Consider the following 18,709-nt stretch of genomic DNA (forward strand, 5'->3'; position numbering starts at 1 on the left):
AACAGAGCTATCGAGAACTATAATGCCACTTCTCAATAATTTCCTTTCATATAACTTTATCATAAGAAAAAGGGGGGTTAAAAATAAAAAATAGTAGAGTCATTCATTTTAATTAAAATAAGTAAAATAAAAGTAGGGTAATACAAGTTCTTATTGTTATTAATAGTAGCAGTCAACGTATAAATTAATACAATAACTATGAAAAAAATAGCAGTTCTATTTCTTATTTTTAGTACGATTACACTACTTTCTCAAGAAGAACAAACCGAAAGTGTTTGGAGGCTTAATTTTTTAAATCCAGGAGTAGAATACGAAATGCCAACTGGAAATACATCAACTTTATCTATAGGTACAGGTATCGGTTATAGTGGAAGTTACCCACATACCAGTGTAGGTGGAAGTTCTGGATTGATTACCTCATTCAATCCATTTTTAGACATCCAACACAAATGGTTTTATAATTTTGAAAAGCGTAAGAGCAAAGGGTTAAATATCACAAATAACTCAGGGAATTTTATCTCAGCAAGGGTTTTAACCAGGGGAGAATCGTTGTTTGGAAATTCTAACGGAACCGATGGTTTAGATGTTGCGATAGGCCCTACTTGGGGAATTCAACGAAAGTACGGTAAAAACTTTCATTTGTTATTTGATATGGGACCAATTTACTATTTTGATATAAATGAACGCCATGGTTTTTTCCCACTGATGCTACAATTAAATTTAGGGTTTGATTTGTAATAAATAAGATTAACAATCTTTTTTTAATCTACACAAAATTAATACATGAAAATACTATTTCTTGTACTTACAATTATACTATTGTTTTCTCAGTTTATTAATATGCAGTGTGTAATTTGCTTACTTCCTCTAATCCGTTAAATGCACCGCCATCTATAATTCGGTAATAGAATTACAGTTTTACCCAACTTGTTCCTAAGTTTTTTTTACGGAAGTATAATTGTACTTTTTAAAAGATTTACATATAGGAAATAATTATTTTTTTATATCAAAAATCTATGAGGTCACTCTTTCAAAATACTTCAAAAAATGGTATCTTCGCAACTCACTTCAATCATAAAAATTTTAGTAAGAAAATGTCAGATATAGCAAAATTACAAATTGGCGAAAACACGTATGAGTTTCCTTTAGTAAAAGGAACAGAAAATGAAACCGCAATAGATATAAAAACCTTGAGAGGAGCTACGGATGGAATTATAACCATCGATCCAGGTTACAAGAATACAGGTTCATGTGAAAGTGCTATCACATTTTTGAATGGAGAAGAAGGTGTGCTAAGATATCGAGGATATTCAATTGAAGAGTTAGCAGAAAAAGCAGACTTTTTAGAAGTTGCGTACTTACTAATTTTTGGAGAATTACCAACGCAAGAACAGTTAGATAAATTTTATAGAGATATTTTAGATGAAGCAATTGTAGACGATGACATTAAAAAAATCATCGATGCTTTTCCTAAGAATGCACATCCAATGGGCGTATTGTCATCATTAACATCAGCTTTAACAGCTTTCAATCCATCTTCTGTAAATGTTAATTCTGAGGAAGACATGTACAAAGCTATTGTTAAAATTATGGGTAAGTTTCCAGTATTGGTAGCTTGGACACTACGTAAAAAACAAGGATTACCATTACACTATGGTTCTCGCAAGTTAGGATACGTAGAAAATATCTTAACCATGATGTTCCAAAAACCGAATGATGAGTATGAATTAAATCCTATCATGATTAATGCCTTAGATAAATTATTAATCTTACACGCAGATCATGAGCAAAACTGTTCTACCTCAACAGTACGTATTGTAGGTTCATCTCACGCAGGGTTATTCGCATCGTTATCAGCTGGTATTTCTGCTTTATGGGGTCCACTACATGGAGGAGCTAACCAAGCAGTTTTAGAAATGTTAGAAGCAATTAGAGAAGACGGAGGAGATACGAAGAAGTATATGGCAAAAGCCAAAGATAAAAACGATCCTTTCCGCTTAATGGGCTTCGGACACCGTGTATATAAAAACTTTGACCCAAGAGCTAGAATTATTAAAAAAGCAGCAGACGAAGTATTGAACGACTTGGGAGTTGAAGACCCAATTTTAGATGTTGCAAAAGGATTAGAGCAAGAGGCATTAAACGATCCGTACTTCGTAGAAAGAAAATTATATCCGAATGTAGACTTCTACTCAGGAATTATCTATAGAGCGATGGGAATTCCAGTAGAAATGTTTACCGTAATGTTTGCATTAGGACGTTTACCAGGCTGGATTGCACAATGGAGAGAGATGCGTTTGCGTAAAGAACCAATTGGTCGCCCGCGACAAGTGTATATAGGTGAGAATCTAAGAGAGTTCGTACCATTAGAGAAAAGATAAAAACATTAAAAAATGTCATTTAATTTCTAAATGACATTTTTTATTTAAAATACCTACTGATGAAAGAAATTAAAATAATAAAAAATAGGTCTGATATCGGAGCAGGAACTCGTGGCTCTGATATGGGAATTGATGCTATTGAAATTGCAGCAATAAATCAAAAAAGTAATTACTTTGATTCTTATGAATATGAAGATGTAATTACAGAGAATGAGTCTATTTACAATAAAGTTAACAACTCATTTGCAAAGAGAATTGATAGTGTGTTAACTCAATGTAAGCGTTTAAGCAATCATGTAAAAGTAAATTTACAAGAAGGAAAATTTCCCATTGTGTTGTCTGGAGACCATTCTTCTGCACTTGGAACCATTAGCGGTGTTAAAGCAGCTTACCCTACCAAAAGAGTTGGAGTAGTTTGGATTGATGCCCACGGAGATTTACATTCACCTTACACGTCGCCTTCAGGAAATATTCATGGTATGCCATTGGCTGCAGCTATTGCCGATGATAATCTAGAGAGTCAAGTGAATCAGGTAGATAGAATAACTTCCGATTTATGGGACCGAATGAAAAATGTAGCAACTCTTGGTCAAAAAGTACTACCAGAAGATGTAGTGTTTTTTGGAGTTCGAGATACCGAAGAACCTGAAGACAAGCAGATGGAAAAATATGGAATGAAAAACTACAGGGTTGACGAAGTTCGGTATAGAGGCGTAGAAGTTTGTGTAAATGAAGCGCTGGAGAAACTCTCTGATTGTGATGTTATTTATATCTCGTTCGATGTAGATTCAATGGACTGTGATATGATTTCTTACGGAACAGGAACGCCCGTGCCAAAAGGATTTGATCAATATGAAATTATAAACATTATAAAGGGGTTAGTTGCCAGTAAAAAAGTAGTATGCTTAGAGTTTGTGGAAGTTAATCCGCTCTTAGATTTCAGGGGTAATAAGATGGCAGAAACAGCTTTTGAAGTGTTAGAAAAAGTAACGGAGAAAATAAAAATGATATAACGTTTTTTGCCAAACCTAACCAATAGGAAACTATTGAGTATACTTAACAACTAATAGCGTATACTTAATCATATAGAAAATGGATTTGTAAAGACTAGTTACCAATAGTCAAATGTCAACAAGCGAATTAACAAACGAAGAAAAACAACAATATAACCGTCACCTAATTCTCGATAAAATAGGAGAGGAGGGACAGTTGAAGTTAAAACAATCCAAAGTATTAGTCGTTGGTGCTGGTGGTTTGGGTTGTCCCGTGTTACAATATTTGGCAGCAGCAGGTGTGGGTACGATTGGAATTGTAGATGATGATGTAGTTAGTCAAAGTAATTTACAACGTCAGGTACTATATACGATTAGCGATATAGAAAAATCAAAAGCACATACAGCAGCAAAGCGTTTGTCAGAATTAAATCCGTTTGTTCAATTTTATGTGTACAACGAGAAGTTAACCCGTCACAATGCTATTTCTTTATTTGAGAAATACGATATCATTGTAGATGGAAGTGATAATTTCGCTACACGGTATTTAACGAACGATGCGGCAGTACTCACTCAAAAGCCGTTGGTGTATGGTGCTATTTTTAAGTTTGAAGGGCAGGTAAGTGTGTTCAATTATCAAAAAAGTGCCACCTATCGATGTTTATATCCAATCCCTCCCAAACCAGAGGAATCACCTAATTGCTCTCAAATAGGGGTTTTAGGAGTGTTACCTGGAATTATAGGAAGTTTACAAGCTAACGAAGCTATTAAGATTATTTGTGGAATAGGAGAGGTGTTAGCGAATAAATTATTGATGTACGATACGCTAAGTATGCGTCAAATGATCTTAAAATTTAAAAAAACTAAAAACGCTGAAGTTGCTGAGTTAAACAGCGATTATGACTTTTTCTGCGGAATAAAAACCGCTACTCACGAAATAACGTTCCAAGAACTACAAAACAATTTATCGTCTTATAATCTATTGGATATTCGTGAAGATTGGGAGCGAGAACAACATCATATTGGTGGGCAGCATATTCCGCTAGGAAACCTTTCAAAACGATTTCAAGAAGTAGATACAAGTAAACCTGTAGTGGTATATTGCAAATCAGGAGTACGTAGCCAACGAGCGATTGGTTTTTTAGAACAACAATTGAATAACACTACTTTTATCAATCTAAAAGGAGGGGTAAAATAACGTACAATCGAAGCGAAATACTGGATTTAAAAATTATCTTGAATCTAGTCATCAGGAGTTTTCACATCTTTTTTTTAAGGCTACATTCATCTTTTCAAACCCTTTTTCAGTATTCGTTAAATCAAAAATACCTACCAATATTCCCGTAAAAATTTCACTTTGAATAAAGGTAGTACTTCCATTCTCATTGTCTATCAACTCAAATTTGTGCTTGCCATCGAAAAGCCCTTTAACGAGGAGTTTTCCTTGCCATAAAAGAATTTTGTTTTCAGTGTAAGTTAGAATAGTAGGTTTAAAAGTCATTGTAGAAGAACCTTCTGGGCGAACCGTAATTTTAATCGTTTTACCAATGGCAAGTATTCCTTCTATTTTTGTGATAAACGGATTCCATTCAGGATACGAATGTATATTGGTTAACACGCTCCAAACTTTTTCGGGAGTTGCATTGATGTTAATTTGAGCACTGATTTTTTTAGTCATGATTTCTGTCTAGTTTTATAGGTTACACTCACAAGACAAAATTGACTAAATAAAAAGAAAACTTACTTGATATAAATCAAGAATTAGAAAGTTGGCGTTTACGTATTCTACTTAAAGTTTCAGGAGTCATTCCTAAAATAGAGGCGATGTATTGTAAAGGAACTTCATTAAATAACACTTTGTTTTGCTCAAAAAACAGTTGATATCGTTCTTCGGCAGTCATCGATAAGTGAGAGAAAACCCTATTTTCTAACATTGCAAAGCATTTGGCAATAAATTGTTTTTCAATGTCATTCCATTTCGGAAAGTCCTTGCACAACTGTGTGTAGCTTTCTTTAGTGAGGGTTAGCAGTTTTACATCGGTTAATGCTTGTATGTTCCAACGGTTGGGTTGGTTAAAAAAGAAACTCGAAATTTCAGTTACAAAATAGTTAGGGGTTGAAATCCATTGCGTAATTTCTTTTCCATCTGAGAACGTATAAATTCTAAGCAACCCAGATTTCACCAAACTCAATCGATTACAAAAGGAGTCCGTTTTTGTAAAAAAATCATCTTTACAAAGTGTTTCTTCCCTAAAATATGAAAGCAGGATAGTTAATTCTTCGGGGTTAAGGTTTCCAAAATATTCCTGAAGTATGGTGTTAAAATTGTTATTCATATTTATACAAAGCCTTTGCAAGTAAAGAAATTGAAACAAATGTACTTGATTTTTATCGCAAACGGTTATTGTTAAAATTATAAATTCTTTAGACTGTCGTATACTGCGACAAACAACAAACACCATCTTAATGGTTCGTCCTGCGAACTTTAGGATGAACGAGAAAACAGCCGTAACTAATTATTATGCGTTAGTTCTAAGAGGCGTATTCATTCAATCGCAGATGATATCAAAGGTTTGAATTACTAGAGTTTGCCTCGAAATTCTTAAGTGTTTTTTTAATGTACAGTATGTTTGTATTGGGGGAATTTAATTATCGCTTTTTATGATTTTTACTGCTTTATCTATATATAACTGAGAATCGTAATTTTTTGTGTTTTCTTTTATGAAGTAATCGATATGCAATCCTTTTCTTTGTACCCTCTCTCCATTTGGATAAAAGGCACCAGCACCAGTGAAATAAAATTCTTGTTTATCAGGCAATATAGCCGATGTAATATTCATCACTGCTCCCATAGTTTGCTCTCCTATAGTAATGCAATTTGGGGCTTGTTGTATTGCCATGCCAAAGTATTCAGCCATACTTCCTGTTTGTCTATTTACAAGCAATATAATTTTGCCTTTAAAGTAATTAGAGTTCTTTTTTCCTATTTTGAATGGATTTGAAATAAATCTTAAAGGTGCAGAAGCGGGATATTCTCCTAAAGACGGTTTTTTTACTAAAGGAAGTAATACTTTGATAAACTCTTTTTTTCGGGATAAAAATGTTTAGAAAAATCATTAAGTTTAAGGTTTCTTGGATAATTTCTTAAATCTAATATAATACCATCATCGGTTTTATTTTGTTTTAAGATTTTAGCAAATTCTTTAGAAGTTATGTTAGCTAGGTTTATGTAAGTTATTTTCGCGGTAATTTTTTTCCAATTTGTTTTTTCTGGTTGAATTAGACTTTTATAGTTTTCTCGCTTGAAGGATTTGTATAATTTCAATTTCTTTTCTTTCAGATTACCATTTATATCTAAAGAATGAACTCTTAGAGAGTCTACACTGCTTCTTAATATGAGATGATTTAGCCTGTATCTTAAATATGTATCATTAGAGGTAGATATCAGTTTCGAAAAATTAGTGTTTATGTAGTCTGATATGCTCGTATCGTTAATCTTTACGATAATTTCTCCTAAATCAATATTGTTTTTTTCTGTTAGTGTTTCATTGTATACGGATGTGACAAGCAATGAGTCATTAATTACTTTTACACCAAAAGAAGGAGAATACCTGAATAATGTTTCGTAAAAGTACATGGATGTTTTGTATGAATGCGAATCATTTAACATAGCTAACATATGTAGTTTCGAAACTTCATATTCTTTAATACTCTTATCATTTATAAAACTTTTAATTAATTCATCTAAGTTATCGATCCAGTTTATATCGGTTAAATATTTATTTACATCCCAATATTGAATAATATTCCAAAAACTATATAATTCCAGTAGTCTGTGATTTTTCAATAGGGGATTGAAGTTAAGAAAACCCTTTTCATTCTCAAACGAAATCATTTTAGTTAACTTACTTGAAGAAGCATAATAATCTCCTATATTACTATTGTTTTTTAATTTTACGAGTCTTGTTTTTATTTCTTGGTTAAAAGCAAACTCATCTATCCAATCATACTTAAAATTCTTTTTAAAAATTTTTTCTGAATCAATATTAATAGAGATATTTTTAAATTCTGTAGCTGAATTATCATATTTAGTAATGAAATAATTTAGTTCTTTATTTAATTCTTCTTGTTCTACAATATCCTCTATAGAGTTTAATAAAGATATTAATTCTAAGTCCCAGTTATATATTCCTCTACTTACGTCGGGATGGTGGTATTTCATTAACCCCCAAATTAAACATACTTGTTTATATTTTTCTGTCTCAGTAATCTTTGTTTGAGAATAAATAGTGAATGGAAATAAGAATAGTAGGATTAGTTTCTTAGTCATGAGTATTTTTTTGTTTCAAAATTAATTGTAGAAACCATGATTTCATAGCTCATATTGGTTAAAGCATTGTTAAATTAATGCCTTATAAAGATATCGAATTTTACTTTACCTTCGCAGCATGCAACAAACGACAAATACCATCTTAATGGTTCGTCCTGTAAACTTTAGGATGAATGAGGAAACAGCCGTAAATAATTATTATCAGCAAGAATTGTCAGGAATTGTACCAGCATCAATCAATGCGAAAGCACAAGAAGAATTTGATGTTTTTGTGCAGAAATTAGAGGCTGTTGGAGTAGAGGTTGTAGTGGTTGAAGATAGGAAAGAACCCGATACTCCCGATGCAATTTTTTCAAATAATTGGATTTCCTTTCACGAAAATGGCGATGTGGCTATCTACCCCATGTTTGCAGAAAATCGTCGTTTAGAGCGCAGGGAAGACGTGCTAGAAGTACTAGAGGAAAAAGGATTTGCAATCGAAAATGTAATAGACTATTCAGAGGCAGAAGAGGAAGCGGTTTTTTTAGAAGGAACAGGAAGTATGGTGTTAGATAGGCAGCACAGAAAAGCCTATTGTGCCTTGTCTCCTCGAACAGATGAAGAATTGTTTATAGAGTTTTGTGAGGATTTTGAATACACGCCTGTTATTTTTACTGCGAATCAAACAGCTGAGGGAAAAAGAGTTCCTATTTATCATACCAATGTAATGATGTGTGTTGCAGAAACATTTGCAGTGGTATGTTTAGACGCTATAGACGATAAAAAGGAAAAGAAAAATCTAGTAAAACACTTGAAGTCTGACGGAAAAGAAATTGTTGCCATTTCTGAAACACAAGTGAGTCAGTTTGCAGGAAATATGTTACAGGTTACAGGACTGGATGATGAAAGCTATGTAGTAATGAGTTCTTCTGCGTTTCATTCGTTAAAGACCAACCAAATTGAAGTCCTAAAAAAACACAGTAAAATACTTCACACTCCTCTGAAAACTATAGAAACCTATGGTGGTGGAAGTGCCCGTTGTATGATGACAGAGGTTTTCTTACCTAAAACTCATTAAGTTACCATTGTATTTGAAATCTTATGGTTTTTATAATACTGCATTAAAATAAACGAACAAATTACTGAAGAAGCAATCCCCTCAATGGCTAATGCAAATACTACTAGAGGTAAACTTAAATTTTGTCCCCAAAAAGAAGATTTTTCAAGCACGATCATAAAGCTAGAATCAATAAAGTCTACATAAATAATCAGGCTAAAAATAGTCAAAACAACAGCAATCATAGAAGTTCCTGTGCCTACTAAAAAATTAATGAAATATGATGTTTCATGATTCTCAACAATATTCATTTTAATAGCTCTGTTTATGCCATAAAGAACAAAAGCAAAGTTTAAAAAACGCAGTTCAGAAATATTTTCCAATTCAAAAATCTTCATGATTAGAAAGAAGCTAACAATGCCTGCAAAAATTAACAACGCATTATTAAAGATGATTTTGTTACTTGTCATAATAGTACGTTTTAAGAATTAATATTCTTAAAAGTACAAAATAAAGAGATGAAAATCAATTATTTATAGTAAAGCTTCTTTTAAAATTGTTACAGGGTGTTTCGCCAAACGTTTTGTTCCGTCATAAATTTGATGGCGACAACTCGTACCAGCAGCTACTATTTCTGTATCAGCTGCACAGTTTCTAACCTTCGGAAACAAGGTGTCTTCACCCACCTGCATACTTACGTCATAGTGCTCTTTTTCGTATCCAAATGAACCTGCCATACCACAACAACCCGTATTCATAATGGTTACTTTATAATTTTTAGGCATATTCAACATCGCAAAAGCAGCGTGGGTACTCGATAAGGCTTTTTGATGGCAATGCCCATGAATTTTTAAGGTTTTCGCTTTGGTAGTAAATAATTGCTCATCAATATTTCCTTGGCTATGCTCGGTAGCCAAAAACTCTTCTATAGTAAAACAGTTCTCAGCAATTTTCTTTGCAGCTTCTTTGTCATCTGCGATTCGCAAGTACTCGTCTCTAAAAGTTAAAATAGCAGAAGGCTCTATTCCAATCAGTGGGGTTTCTTCAGAGATTAATTCCTTAAAAGTGCTTATATTTTTATTCGCAATTTCTTTCGCTTCCTTTAAAAACCCTTTCGATATATAACTACGTCCGCTTTCTTCGTGGGTTACTGTTTTTACGTTATATCCTAATTTTTCCAATACAACAACGGCATCTTTTCCTATTTCAGCATCGTAGTAGTTGGTAAATTCATCGTTGAATAAATACAGGGTTCTTTTCGAATTTTTCGATTCATGTTTTTTTAACCAATCACGCAACGGTTGTTTTGCTAACTTCGGAACTGAACGTTGGGTAGCAACTCCCATAACCTTTTTAGCCAACGTAGTATTGGTAAAGAAATTTGTTAGTACAGGAAACTTACTTCCTAATTTATTATACTTAGCATTGTTAGCAAACAATTTACTGCGGAAAGAATAGCCGTTTGTTTCTTGATATTGGTATAAGAACTCTGCTTTCATCGAAGCAATATCTACATTACTCGGACATTCACTAGCACACGCTTTACAGCTTAAACAAAGGTCGAGAATTTCTTTTAACTCTTTAGAGTCGAACTTGTTTTTAGCAGTGTTATTGGTAAGTACCTCCCGTAAAGTATTAGCTCTAGCACGGGTCGTTTCTTTTTCGTTTCGAGTAGCTCGGTAACTCGGACACAGGGTTCCACCTGCTTCAGGAGATTTACGACAATCGCCCGAACCGTTGCATTTTTCAGCTAGTTTTAAAATACCTTCACTATCAGAAAAATCTTGAAGCGTTTCAATAACAGGTTCGTTTCTGTCAACCTCATATCGTAAGTTTTCATCCATCGGAAAAGCATCGGTAATTTTCCCTTTGTTAAATACATTGTTTGGGTCAAATGCTTTTTTTATTCTTCGTAATAGTTGGTAGTTTTTATCACCAATCATTAACGGAATAAACTCTGCACGAACAATACCATCACCATGCTCCCCACTAAACGACCCTTGATATTTTTTGACCAACTCGGCAGTTTCAGTAGTTATCTTTCTGAAGAGTACAACATCTTCTTTTTTCTTTAAATTCAAAATAGGACGTAAATGTAGCTCACCAGCTCCTGCATGTGCATAATATACGGCTCGTTGCTGGTATTTGTCCATAATTTTAGTGAATTCCTCAATATAGGCAGGTAAATCTTCTAAGGCTACGGCAGTATCTTCAATACAAGCTACAGCTTTATCATCTCCAACAATGTTTCCTAACAAACCTAAACCAGCTTTTCGTAGCTCATGCACTTTAGCGATGTCTTCTCCGTATACTTTTGGATAATGATATCCGAAGTTATTCGCTTTTAAATCTTCAATGAGTTTGTCGGCTAACACCGCTGCTTCTTCCATAGTATCTGCCGAAACTTCTAGCATTAATACCGCCTCGGGGTCACCCTGTAAAAAGAAACGGTTTTTTGCTTGTTCGCGGTTGTTTTTAGTACAATCTAAAATTACTTTATCCATCAACTCACAGGCATACAGCGTATGTTCCATAGTGGTTACCGTAGCTTTTAAGCTTTCGTTTACACTGGTAAAATGCGGACATACCATAATGCTGTGCGCAGGGGGTAGGTCGTCTAACTGAATCGTAATCGCTGTTGAAAACACCAGAGTTCCTTCACTTCCTGATAAAAATTTTGCTGGATTGATAGTAGGCGCTGTTCCACCAAACAAATCAGAGCTTAAAAATTCATCAACAGCATAGCCCGTATTTCTTCGGTGAATGCTTTCCTTCGGAAATTCCTTTTTGATTTCTTGTTGAATGGCTTCTTGAGAAAGTTCGGCATACACAGCACGATAAATCGTTCCTTCTAACGAATTTTCTATTTTCTTTTGATGAAATTCTGCTGAGGTCATTTCAGCAAAGGTAACTTCACTACCATCACTTAGCAATCCTTGAATGGCAAGTACTTTATCGCGGGTAACTCCGTAACGAATTGACGTACTTCCTGAAGAATTATTTCCCACCATACCGCCAATCATACAACGGTTAGAAGTTGAGGTATTCGGACCAAAAAACAAGCCGAAGGGTTTTAAGAAACGGTTTAAATCGTCGCGAATAATTCCTGGTTCTACCGTAATGGTTTTCTTAATTTCGTCAAAAGCCAATATGTTGGTAAAGTGCTTCGAAACGTCTACTACAATACCGTCTCCCACACACTGTCCTGCTAACGAAGTTCCAGCAGTACGAGGAATTAGGGTAATCTTATTTTTAGTAGCAAAATCAATTAATAGCTGAATATCTTGTATGTTTTTTGGGTAGGCAACTGCTAACGGAATTTTACGATATACCGACGCATCGGTCGCATAGATGTTTTTATGTAAGTCGTCAAAAAATAATTCGCCAGTTAATGATTTTTTGAATGTTTCTAGTGATGTTGTTTGTGTCATTATCTTAAATACCTAAAAAGGTGAGTCGTGTTGTTAATTATTCTATTGGTATATGACGTTTAAAGCAGGTGTCGAAACAAATAAACGTATCGGTTCCTGCCACTCCTTTAATTAAATGTACGTTGTCGTATAATATTTTTTGTAAATGTTCATTGTCTCTAGCAAAGATTAAAACAAAAATAGCATAATAACCAGAAACAAAATTACATTCGGTTATTTCAGGAATTTTTTTCAATTCAAGCATTACCTCTTTTGCAAAACGAGCTTCTTGAAGCCGAATACCTGTATACGATTTGGTTTTATAACCTAAGCTTTTTTCCTCTAAAACAAACTCTGCATTCTTAATTACTCCTTCTGCGGTTAATTTTTTAATGCGCTGATGAATTAACGAGTTTGAAACCTTCAATTCTTCTGCTATTTGCGAATAGGCTTTACGAGCGTCTGAGCGTAATTTTGAAAGTATTTGCTTGTCTATATAATCAAATTGATTATTCATTTCTTGATTTATGGATTATGAACTGTTTGTTTGACTTTTTTAGGGTTGTCTTTTGTTGTTTTTAACACAAAATAATTATTCAGAGTGTAAAACTAATTATTATATTTCTTTTTTTTAAGGAATATGATTTAGATTTGCGTAAAAATACTAATATATGACTACAACGCAAATATTTGATAAGTTATGGAATGAGTACACCGAGCGTACTCCTTCTGCACAAAAAATAAAAGATTTATTTACCAATAAAGGGAACACAGTGTATAACGATCATGTTGCTTTTAGAACCTACGATGATGCGCGTGTAAACATCGATGTTTTAGCGACTCCGTTTATTGAAGCGGGTTACGAAGAATGTGGAGAGTATACTTTTGAGGCTAAGAAATTATATGCAAAACATTTTGAACATACCACAGATAAAAATGCACCACGTGTGTTTATTAGTCAGTTAAAAACAAACGAGTTTTCTGATGAATTACAAGCTACGGTTAAGCGTTTAATTGACGGATTATCGGAAGAAGATCTAAACCCTGCTGAATTGGTGTTTAAAGGTCGTTTGTGGGAACAACCAAGTTTTGAAGTGTATGAAAAGTTACAGGCTGAGAGCGAGTATGCTGCTTGGTTGTATGTAAACGGATTCTGCTCTAACCACTTTACGGTAGATGTAAACAAGTTAGATACGTTTGATTCGTTACAAGAGGTAAATGAATTTTTAAAAGAAAACGGATTTAAAATGAATACTTCGGGTGGTGAAATTAAAGGAACTCCAGAGCAACTATTAGAGCAATCGAGTGTACTGGCAGATCGAATTCCGGTAGCATTTCAAGAAACTACTAAAGAGATTACTTCTTGCTACTATGAGTTTGCGTTCCGTCACCCAATGCACAATGGCGAATTATATTCTGGTTTTATTGCAGGTTCTGCCGATAAAATTTTTGAAAGTACCGATATGAAGTTACAATAATTTGAAGAACGATATACAATTATAAAACCCCGCACTAGCGGGGTTTGTTCTTTGATTGATATTATAAAGGCACTTTCATAAAATAGAAATCCCTTGTTTTTACAGGGGATTTGTTGTACCTTATCTTCAAAACAAACCCCGAAAATCACCTAAAAAGGCAAAAAACGGGGTTTTCACATTACTTAATTATGAAAATACGAAGAATTTCTGAAATGCAACACCGTATTTCAATTTTTTCCCCTAAGCGAGAATTATGATGCTCATTATGCACGTTTTTTAGAGGGAGATTTAGGCAAAATCCATGCTGCTATTCCTTGGGATGATTTGGTAAATACTTTTGGTATCCACGAACAATCAACAGGGCGAAACTATCTTTTTAGTCCTAAAGGGAGGCTTGGTTTAATGTTTTTGAAGCATTACGCTAATTGTTCAGATAAGAAATTAATAGAGCAATTAAATTCTAATCTTGATTATCAATTTTTTTGTGATATTGAACTAGGATTTGAACGTTTGACCAATTATAAAATAGTAAGTCAAATACGTTGTGAATTATCAGAGAAATTAGAGATTAGTTCAGTTGAAAAAGTTCTTTTTTCTTTTTGGAAAGGTCAAATAGAGAGCGCCAATCAAATAGTTATGGATGCAACTTGTTATGAGAGTGAACTATCTTATCCTAGCATTCAAAAATTACTTTGGCAGTCTGTGCATTGGCTTTATAAACAACTACAAAAAACCTGCTCAGTGTTAGGAGTTAAAATGATTCGAAGTAAGTATTTGAAATGGAAGAAACGGTATCAAGGGTTTAGTAAAATGCGAAGAAAAACCAAATCAAAACGAATCTCATTAACTAGAGCATTATTAAAATTACTATTGAAGTTTATCAATTTTAAAAAAGAACTACAAATCCATTCTAACCTAGAGTTTACCCCACAATATTATAAGAGAATAACTACAATTCAAAAGATTTACGAGCAACAAAAGCATCACTTTGATACAGGAGAGAAAATAAAGGATAGAATTGTGAGTATTCATAAGGATTATATTCGTCCTATTGTCAGGGGAAAAGAAGTAAAACCTGTTGAATTTGGAGCAAAAGTGAACAAAGTTCAAATAGACGGGATTAGTTTTATAGAACACATCAATTTTAATGCTTTTCACGAGGGAAATCGTTTTATACAAACGGTTCAAAAAGTGCAAGGATTAACTCGAAAGAAAGTAAAAATAGCTGGAGCAGATAAAATTTATGCCACCAATAAAAACAGAAAATACTGTAGTTCTAAAGCTATACAAACAGACTTTATTCCTAAGGGGAAAAAATCTAAAAACCACAAAGAAAAACAGAAACTTAGAGCTATTATTTCCAAAGAAAGAGCTACAAGATTAGAAGGGTCTTTTGGTAAGGATAAAGAACATTATCATTTAAAAAAGATAAAGGCTAAAACTAAAAAAAATGAGATTCTTTGGATTTTCTTTGGAATACACACAGGGAACGCACTTGAAATTGGTCGTAGAAAAGCGAGAGAAATAGACAAAAAAACAGCCTAATTTTAAAGCCCAAAAATAAGGTTAATGAGAGAGGTATGTCTTGTCGGATCTTTTTCCTAAAATTTTACCTTGAAGAAACTCAAAAAAGCCACTAAAATCAAAAATCGGGATTAAATTTGTAAAATTCGAATACCGATTTTTCTTAAATCTCAGAAAACAATCTGTTTTCTGAAAGTGCCTATAAATTGGATTGATTCCTCGAAATATATGATATAGGAATCGTTTAAAAATCATTTACTGATTATCTTGTAAAGGCAGCCCACCGATTGTTAACAGCCGATTCAGCATCGAGTAAAGCAAGAACTTCATCAGCAATGTCTTCACTCAACTCAAGAGAGGTGGTAAAACCTACACAAGATGCGTTAATTTCTCCTAAAACATATTTATCATTACCTGTTTTCTTATCAGTATCTAAAATGAAGTCTGCTGTCCAGATTAAGGGTAAGTCGTAATTACCAAGTCTTTTTTGCATGGTAGGTACCATTCCTTCTACTAGTTTTACAAGTTCTGGCCATTTATCTGGTTTATCATAACGATATTTAGCCCCAGAGAAAAGAGTAGCCGAAAAAGCATCTTTGGTTTGTGCTGGTTTTTTATGTACTACGTTTACAACCTTGTTTCTTAACATTAACACCCTTATTTCTCCTTCGATAATTCTATCTAAAAAGGGCATATCTAAGAGCATTCCATTGGGTCCCTCAAGGTATTGAATACAAAATTCAAGAAAATCTTGAAGTGATTTTTCTTCGGTATGATTGTCTTTAGCTTCAGTTAATTTTAGTTTTGCATCTAAAGGAATTTTTCCTTTGTATTTGTCTTTTTCTATAACTTCAACTCTCCAAATTCCCTCACCAGTAGATCCTCTATTTTGTTTGATTACTCGTACGCCCTTTGCTAAACTTTTAGGAAGGTTTTCTTTAAGCGTATCAAAATCGTAATAAGCATATACATCTTCGGGTACAATATCGGTTCCTTTAAGTTTTTCAACTGAATTTTTGGCACCATAGGCTACCATAGCATCAGGATGAGGAAGCCCCTCAATTCCATTAGAAACAAGTTCTTTTAGCATTTGGAAGTAGCCTGTTTCATCGGGTAAGTTACCTGGATTTACTCTACTAATATAGGCATCGGCTTTTTCATGTATGTAGCGATAAATTTCTCCTCTATCTTCATCTCGATAAAAGATAATTTCTGCTGACCATCCTCTTTTTTTAAAGGAATCAATAATTGGTTTAGAATCTTTTCTAAATCCATAGGGGCCTTTGTCAGATCCACCTCTAGCTTCTAAAATTACGACGTGTTTTTTCATCTATGAATTGTTCAACTTTATTTTCGGTAAATATAGTTCATACTCCAACTTAAAAAAATGAATTTTATCATCTTTTTAAGGTATTTTTATCATAAAAAATTATATGAATTTACTTTTCTTGTCTAAGAAATCAATCCACTAGTTGTGGGAGGTATTGCTGTTTTTTATTTTTCAGTTTTGTAATTGAAAAATTAACTATTGTAATAGGGTACACTATCTAATTTTATCGTTACTCATAGAGGGGTTCTACAATATAGCCAGGTGCTAAGCTTTAGGTTTTTTTCTGGGGGGGAACCTGTTAACTTTTTTTAGAATAAATAACCTATTTCCATTTTAAAAACATGAAATAGTATTTATAATAAAACACCTGGCTCTTACTAAAAAGGCTTGTATGCAATGACAAACTGTTTGTGTTTTTTATGTAGAATTTTTATAAGGACTTTATTTTTTTTCAAAAGTTAAGTAGTCTGTGTCACCGTCTCCACCACTAATGTTAATAAGTGCGATTTTTGTTGATGAATGAGATACAAAGTCCCAATCTTCATTCAACTCTACAAAATTATTTGTAAGATTAAAGTTGATATTAAAATCTAAATCCTCCTGACTGTCGTCATTGCTGTTGCTATTTGTAATACTCCAAGTACCTTGATAATTATTTGCTTCATTGGTTGCATATAGTACGCCCGAACTGTCGAATGTAAAATTATAGCCTAAAAAATCAATGGTTTTGTCGGTGCCAGAATCTATAAAACTGGTAATTTTCCAAACTCCATTCTTAAGATTATTTTCTATTTGTATATTATTGCTAATGGGGGTGTCATTCTCCTCCGTACAAGACCATAAGAGCACTAAACTGAATAAAAATAGTATAAGCGATTTTAAATTCATTGGTGTTATTTTTTAACAGAGCAAGTATTGATTCCAAAAGGAGAATAGAGCGGGCAGAACCCAACCAAACTAGTTAAAACAAATACTCCAGCCAGTATTAAAAGTACCGTTCCTAAGATGCCAGAAATTGTTCCTGTAAAATAAAGAATTACAATAACCGCAGCGATTATTAGTCTAATTATCTTGTCTGTTGATCCCATATTTTTTTTCATGATATGACTTTTTATATATTAATCTACTTCAAAGATATATGTAATTAAGGTCTTGTGCAGTGACTGTAGTCACTACTATTCAATAATTTTTATGACACCAGCTTTTTGATTGACTTTACCGTCAATCTCAAGTTTTTTCATTACTCTCGAAACTACTTCTCTCGCCGTACCTAATTCGTTTGCTAATTGGCTATGACTTATTTTTATTGATTTATTGTTTATAAGTTCAGTTTTTCTCTTTAAATGCTCATATAACCTTTTATCCATTTTATCTAAAAGTAAATGACTAATGGTGTCTAAAAGTTCGGTATACCTCAAGTTAAATTGTTCGTAAAAAAGTTCATTTAAACCAGGATACTCTCTTAACCAAGTAGGTAAATAGCTAACTGGGATTAAAATTATTTTAGAGTCTTTTTCTGTTTGTGCAAATACCTTACTTGGTGTATTTTTTAATGCGGCATAAAATGACATTACGCAACTCTGAGAGGGTTCGATATAATAAAGGAGTAATTCTTTTTCATCAAAACGAGAATACACTTTAACAAGTCCTTCAACAACAATGGGCAATACTTTTACATATTGTTCTTCTCTTAAAATTTCGGTTCCTTTTGGAACCTCTTGAATATTCGATTCTTTGAGTATGAGCTCTACTAGTTCTGGTTTTAAAAATGATAAGATAGTTTTTACAATTTCCATTTTGTTAGTTTTACAGTACTTGTCAAGTATACGTAATTTTCTTGTTGATGTAGTGCTTAATTTTAGATTTTTGTCTTTCGGTTAATCCATATTTTCATAAGTAATTGCTCTCAATTCAGGTCTTGATGCACTTTGTTACATAACGATAGATTCAAAAAATGTATGTGTGACATATTCTTATATTGTAAACTTTAAATGATTCTAATTAGTCAGATGATTTACTTGTATAAAAAGGTGTTTTTTATCTTTTGCCTACGTAAACCATAAATACTATCTGCTAATGCAGAGGGCTTTATAATCGTATAAAAAAAATCATGAAATATTAATACGATAAATAGCCGATTCTAACGTTCTTAAAAAAGCCTTTTTTTGTTTAAAAACCCGTTAAATTGTTAATAAATAACAGTAAAACTAGTTGCATATTTTTTGTGT

At 33.2% G+C, this 18,709-nt stretch carries 18 protein-coding genes; 7 read left to right on the forward strand and 11 right to left on the reverse strand.

Annotation, left to right across the window (positions count from 1 at the left end):
- Positions 1-198 precede the first annotated feature (198 nt).
- From P8625_RS15515 to P8625_RS15530, 4 genes are all read left to right on the forward strand, one after another.
- Positions 199-738: a hypothetical protein gene (locus P8625_RS15515; RefSeq protein ID WP_279651331.1), complete on the forward strand. Its 540-nt coding sequence runs from the start codon at positions 199-201 to the stop codon at positions 736-738.
- Between the two features lie 356 nt (positions 739-1,094).
- A complete protein-coding gene (locus P8625_RS15520; RefSeq protein WP_279651332.1) occupies positions 1,095-2,381 on the forward strand; it encodes a citrate synthase in 1,287 nt (428 codons plus the stop codon).
- 59 nt (positions 2,382-2,440) lie between these two features.
- Positions 2,441-3,394: an arginase gene (locus P8625_RS15525; RefSeq protein WP_279651333.1), complete on the forward strand. Its 954-nt coding sequence runs from the start codon at positions 2,441-2,443 to the stop codon at positions 3,392-3,394.
- Positions 3,395-3,506: 112 nt separating this feature from the next.
- Complete coding sequence (locus P8625_RS15530; RefSeq protein WP_279651334.1) at positions 3,507-4,571, forward strand: HesA/MoeB/ThiF family protein; 1,065 nt, start codon at positions 3,507-3,509, stop codon at positions 4,569-4,571.
- A gap of 51 nt (positions 4,572-4,622) precedes the next feature.
- Here P8625_RS15530 and P8625_RS15535 read toward each other — a convergent pair whose 3' ends face one another.
- The 4 genes from P8625_RS15535 to P8625_RS15555 form a co-directional block, all read right to left on the reverse strand.
- Positions 4,623-5,051 carry an SRPBCC domain-containing protein gene (locus P8625_RS15535; protein ID WP_279651335.1) on the reverse strand — a complete coding sequence of 143 codons (429 nt, stop codon included), beginning with the start codon at positions 5,049-5,051 and terminating at the stop codon, positions 4,623-4,625.
- Positions 5,052-5,127: 76 nt separating this feature from the next.
- Entirely contained in the window at positions 5,128-5,709 is a 582-nt protein-coding gene (locus P8625_RS15540) for a Crp/Fnr family transcriptional regulator (protein WP_279651336.1), read from the reverse strand.
- A gap of 309 nt (positions 5,710-6,018) precedes the next feature.
- A complete protein-coding gene (locus P8625_RS15550) occupies positions 6,019-6,450 on the reverse strand; it encodes a S41 family peptidase (RefSeq protein WP_322790525.1) in 432 nt (143 codons plus the stop codon).
- A complete protein-coding gene (locus tag P8625_RS15555) occupies positions 6,429-7,703 on the reverse strand; it encodes a S41 family peptidase (protein WP_279651337.1) in 1,275 nt (424 codons plus the stop codon). Before P8625_RS15555 ends, P8625_RS15550 begins: the two co-directional genes overlap by 22 nt.
- A gap of 118 nt (positions 7,704-7,821) precedes the next feature.
- Here P8625_RS15555 and ctlX point away from each other — a divergent pair, with 118 nt between their 5' ends.
- The gene (gene ctlX / locus P8625_RS15560; RefSeq protein WP_279651338.1) at positions 7,822-8,760 is read left to right on the forward strand and encodes a citrulline utilization hydrolase CtlX; all 939 of its coding nucleotides are present in this window, start codon (positions 7,822-7,824) and stop codon (positions 8,758-8,760) included.
- On the opposite strand, the gene P8625_RS15565 is transcribed toward ctlX, so the two are convergent.
- From P8625_RS15565 to P8625_RS15575, 3 genes are all read right to left on the reverse strand, one after another.
- Positions 8,757-9,209 carry a hypothetical protein gene (locus P8625_RS15565; protein ID WP_279651339.1) on the reverse strand — a complete coding sequence of 151 codons (453 nt, stop codon included), beginning with the start codon at positions 9,207-9,209 and terminating at the stop codon, positions 8,757-8,759. The genes ctlX and P8625_RS15565 overlap by 4 nt on opposite strands.
- Before the next feature lie 63 nt (positions 9,210-9,272).
- Positions 9,273-12,170: an FAD-binding and (Fe-S)-binding domain-containing protein gene (locus P8625_RS15570; protein WP_279651340.1), complete on the reverse strand. Its 2,898-nt coding sequence runs from the start codon at positions 12,168-12,170 to the stop codon at positions 9,273-9,275.
- A gap of 37 nt (positions 12,171-12,207) precedes the next feature.
- Entirely contained in the window at positions 12,208-12,666 is a 459-nt protein-coding gene (locus P8625_RS15575; RefSeq protein WP_279651341.1) for an Lrp/AsnC family transcriptional regulator, read from the reverse strand.
- Between the two features lie 154 nt (positions 12,667-12,820).
- Here P8625_RS15575 and P8625_RS15580 point away from each other — a divergent pair, with 154 nt between their 5' ends.
- Together P8625_RS15580 and P8625_RS15585 are read left to right on the forward strand one after the other, a co-directional pair.
- Positions 12,821-13,627: a DUF1338 domain-containing protein gene (locus P8625_RS15580; protein WP_279651342.1), complete on the forward strand. Its 807-nt coding sequence runs from the start codon at positions 12,821-12,823 to the stop codon at positions 13,625-13,627.
- Positions 13,628-13,951: 324 nt separating this feature from the next.
- The gene (locus P8625_RS15585) at positions 13,952-15,172 is read left to right on the forward strand and encodes a transposase (RefSeq protein WP_279651343.1); all 1,221 of its coding nucleotides are present in this window, start codon (positions 13,952-13,954) and stop codon (positions 15,170-15,172) included.
- 241 nt (positions 15,173-15,413) lie between these two features.
- Here P8625_RS15585 and P8625_RS15590 read toward each other — a convergent pair whose 3' ends face one another.
- The 4 genes from P8625_RS15590 to P8625_RS15605 form a co-directional block, all read right to left on the reverse strand.
- Positions 15,414-16,481, reverse strand: coding sequence for a Cj0069 family protein (locus P8625_RS15590; protein ID WP_279651344.1), 1,068 nt, complete (start codon positions 16,479-16,481; stop codon positions 15,414-15,416).
- A gap of 441 nt (positions 16,482-16,922) precedes the next feature.
- Entirely contained in the window at positions 16,923-17,369 is a 447-nt protein-coding gene (locus P8625_RS15595) for a hypothetical protein (protein ID WP_279651345.1), read from the reverse strand.
- Positions 17,370-17,374: 5 nt separating this feature from the next.
- Entirely contained in the window at positions 17,375-17,581 is a 207-nt protein-coding gene (locus P8625_RS15600; protein WP_279651346.1) for a YgaP family membrane protein, read from the reverse strand.
- A 75-nt stretch (positions 17,582-17,656) separates the two neighbouring features.
- Entirely contained in the window at positions 17,657-18,277 is a 621-nt protein-coding gene (locus P8625_RS15605; protein ID WP_279651347.1) for a Crp/Fnr family transcriptional regulator, read from the reverse strand.
- Between the last annotated feature and the right edge of the window lie 432 nt (positions 18,278-18,709).

This window comes from Tenacibaculum tangerinum (genome assembly GCF_029853675.1).
Classification (GTDB): Bacteria; Bacteroidota; Bacteroidia; order Flavobacteriales; family Flavobacteriaceae; genus Polaribacter; species Polaribacter tangerinum_A.